A 2,849-nucleotide genomic window follows, 5' to 3' on the forward strand; every position below is an offset into this window, starting at 1 on the left:
TGCTGATCGATGTAGGCGATCATCGTCGCGAGGGGCGGTCGAGCTCCGCCGCGAAGAAAGCCGACGCCGATTTCAGGATCCCGTTGGCCCGGCGCAACTCAACGACTTCACGTTCGAGCTCCGTCAGCCGGGCAGCGTCATCGGTTGTGGTCCCCGGCCTCAGACCTTGATCGACCTCGACGGTACGCAGCCAGCCACGGATTGTGTCCGCCGGGATGCCCAGTTGAGCACCGATCCTGGTACATGCGCCCCGCCGACCGCTAGTGCTCCGTGTTAATGGTTTGTTTGCGTTTCATCTTGCCTAGGAGGTACTCCGCTGATTTGGTCCAGGTGAATGGTTTGGCGTCCTGGTTGTAGTTCTCGATGTAGCGTTGCATGGTTTGTTCCAGGTCTTTGACGGAGCTGAATGTGCCACGTTTGAGGCATTGGCGGGTGATGATCCCGAAGAAGATCTCCACCATGTTCAGCCAGGAACAGCTGGTCGGGGTGAAGTGGAGGGTGACCCGCATTCGTCCTTGTGCTGATCGATGTAGGCGATCATCGTCGCGAGGGGCGGTCGAGCTCCGCCGCGAAGAAAGCCGACGCCGATTTCAGGATCCCGTTGGCCCGGCGCAACTCAACGACTTCACGTTCGAGCTCCGTCAGCCGGGCAGCGTCATCGGTTGTGGTCCCCGGCCTCAGACCTTGATCGACCTCGACGGTACGCAGCCAGCCACGGATTGTGTCCGCCGGGATGCCCAGTTGAGCACCGATCCTGGTACATGCGCCCCGCCGACCGCTAGTGCTCCGTGTTAATGGTTTGTTTGCGTTTCATCTTGCCTAGGAGGTACTCCGCTGATTTGGTCCAGGTGAATGGTTTGGCGTCCTGGTTGTAGTTCTCGATGTAGCGTTGCATGGTTTGTTCCAGGTCTTTGACGGAGCTGAATGTGCCACGTTTGAGGCATTGGCGGGTGATGATCCCGAAGAAGATCTCCACCATGTTCAGCCAGGAACAGCTGGTCGGGGTGAAGTGGAGGGTGACCCGCGGATTGGCGTCCAGCCAATCCAAGACGTTCTGGTGTTTATGGGTCGCGTAGTTGTCGCAGATGACATGCAGCTCGACCCCGGGGTGGGCGTCCGCGACCCGGCCCAGAAAATCGACAAACTCGATGTTGGTGTGCTTTTGGTAGAAGGCGTTTGCGCTGAGTTTGCCGGTGAGGACCTCTAGGGCCGCGAACAAGGTGGTGGTGCCGTTGCGTTGGTAGTCGTGCGTCTGCTGCAGTGGGTGCGTCGGGGACAACGGTTGGTTCGGGCCGGTGCGGGACAGGGCCTGGATCTGGGTCTTCTCATCAATGCTCACCACCACCGCGTTTTCCGGCGGGGACATGTACAGTCCCACCACGTCCCGGAGCTTGGGCTCCAAGGCGGGGTCGGTGGAGAACTTGAACGTCTCGATCCGGTGCGGCTGGATTTTCCAACGGCGCCAGATTCGGGCCACGGAGGAAAAGGACACCCCGTGGCGTTCGGCCATGATGCGGGCGGACCAGTGCGAGATCCCCAATTCGGCCGGCGGTTTCCCGTCATTGGTCAGGGTGTCCGCGATCAAGGCAAGTTCATCGATTTCTCGCTCCCGGCCCGGACGCTGGACATCGGACAGGGCCTCGATCCCGCCCTCGGCATAGCGGTTGCGCCACTTCAAAACCGTGGGCGCTGAAAACCCCGTGATCTGCTCGATCTGGATATTCGGCATCCCGGCGGAAGCCAACAAAACTGTGCGTGCCCGCAACGCTAACGTCGCCGAGGAAGAATTCCCACGCGTCAGCACTTCCAAGGCGCCCCGGTCCCCGTCACGCAATTCCAAAGCCCTCGCCAGATAAGCCATGGATCAAGTCTGACAAAGATCAGACACAAAGGAACCAACGACACGCTACACTAGGGTCCTTCTGCGCGTCCATCACCAACCGGACCGCCCGCTCACGAAGCTCATCCGGATACTTCTTAGGTGCTGCCATAAGGGCTCATCCTTTCAAGGAATCAACACCCTCCACGAAACCCGGGGCTTGACACACCCTCGAACCCGATAGTTGATATCTGCTACGGGGAGGACGGGGAATCAATTCAGGAATCTAACACTCGTGCTGAAAGGCAACAATCCACGGTTCCCGTGGAAGTCCTCCACACCACGCTAGTCGGCAGGCTCAACCACAGCACCAAGAACAAAACGGCGTCGACCGTGGCAGACACCACAATTATCCACCCAAAAACACCGCGCATCCAGAGCCAAAAGTCAGCCAGCGAGATACTTTCTACCCCCACGGAGCGTCAGCGACACTGAACCGCTAGTCGAAGGAGCGTCGGTGATGCAGGAAAAGGAACATAGCCTTGTTGCCTAGACTTAGCCTCGTGGACGTATCCGGTATTGAGCTCCCCGCCGACCTCGTCCGCAACGCCTTGCGTTTGAGATCGGGGCGCAGCTGGCTTGGCCGGTGGACGGAGCTGGTCAGGAACTCTCTGCTCGACTGGGAGTTGACGCTTGAGCTCCCCGACGGGTCTGGCCCCTGGTTTGGCAGCGCAGCGGTGGTCTTACCCGTCAGGCGCGCCGATGGCTCCCCCGCCGTCCTCAAGGTGACCATCCCCCATGATGAGGCTCTTCCCGAGCCCGATGCCCTTACACTCTGGGACGGCCGCGGAGCCGTGCGCCTGCTGGAGGCCGCCCGGGACGACTTCGTCCTCCTGCTTGAGCGGCTGGACGGGGACCAGTCCCTCGGCGGACTCCCGCTGGATGAGACCGCCGGGATCTGGGGCAACCTGGTGCGGGACCTCACGCTGCGTCCTGGCAGCGGGGCCCTGTGGCAGGGCATCCCCTCGGT

At 60.8% G+C, this 2,849-nt stretch carries 3 protein-coding genes; 1 reads left to right on the forward strand and 2 read right to left on the reverse strand.

The annotated features are described in order from the left end of the window. Positions 1-260 precede the first annotated feature (260 nt). Complete coding sequence (locus Y703_RS20160; RefSeq protein ID WP_051427624.1) at positions 261-509, reverse strand: transposase; 249 nt, start codon at positions 507-509, stop codon at positions 261-263. 269 nt (positions 510-778) lie between these two features. Beyond that, complete coding sequence (locus Y703_RS0114495) at positions 779-1,861, reverse strand: IS630 family transposase (RefSeq protein ID WP_051427625.1); 1,083 nt, start codon at positions 1,859-1,861, stop codon at positions 779-781. 521 nt (positions 1,862-2,382) lie between these two features. Between Y703_RS0114495 and Y703_RS21720 the strand changes: the two genes are divergently transcribed. Further along, positions 2,383-2,849: aminoglycoside phosphotransferase family protein (locus Y703_RS21720; RefSeq protein ID WP_035765371.1), on the forward strand; the 467-nt coding region annotated here is incomplete at its 3' end.

The organism is Arthrobacter sp. H20 (genome assembly GCF_000520515.1).
Taxonomy (GTDB): Bacteria; Actinomycetota; Actinomycetes; order Actinomycetales; family Micrococcaceae; genus Arthrobacter_D.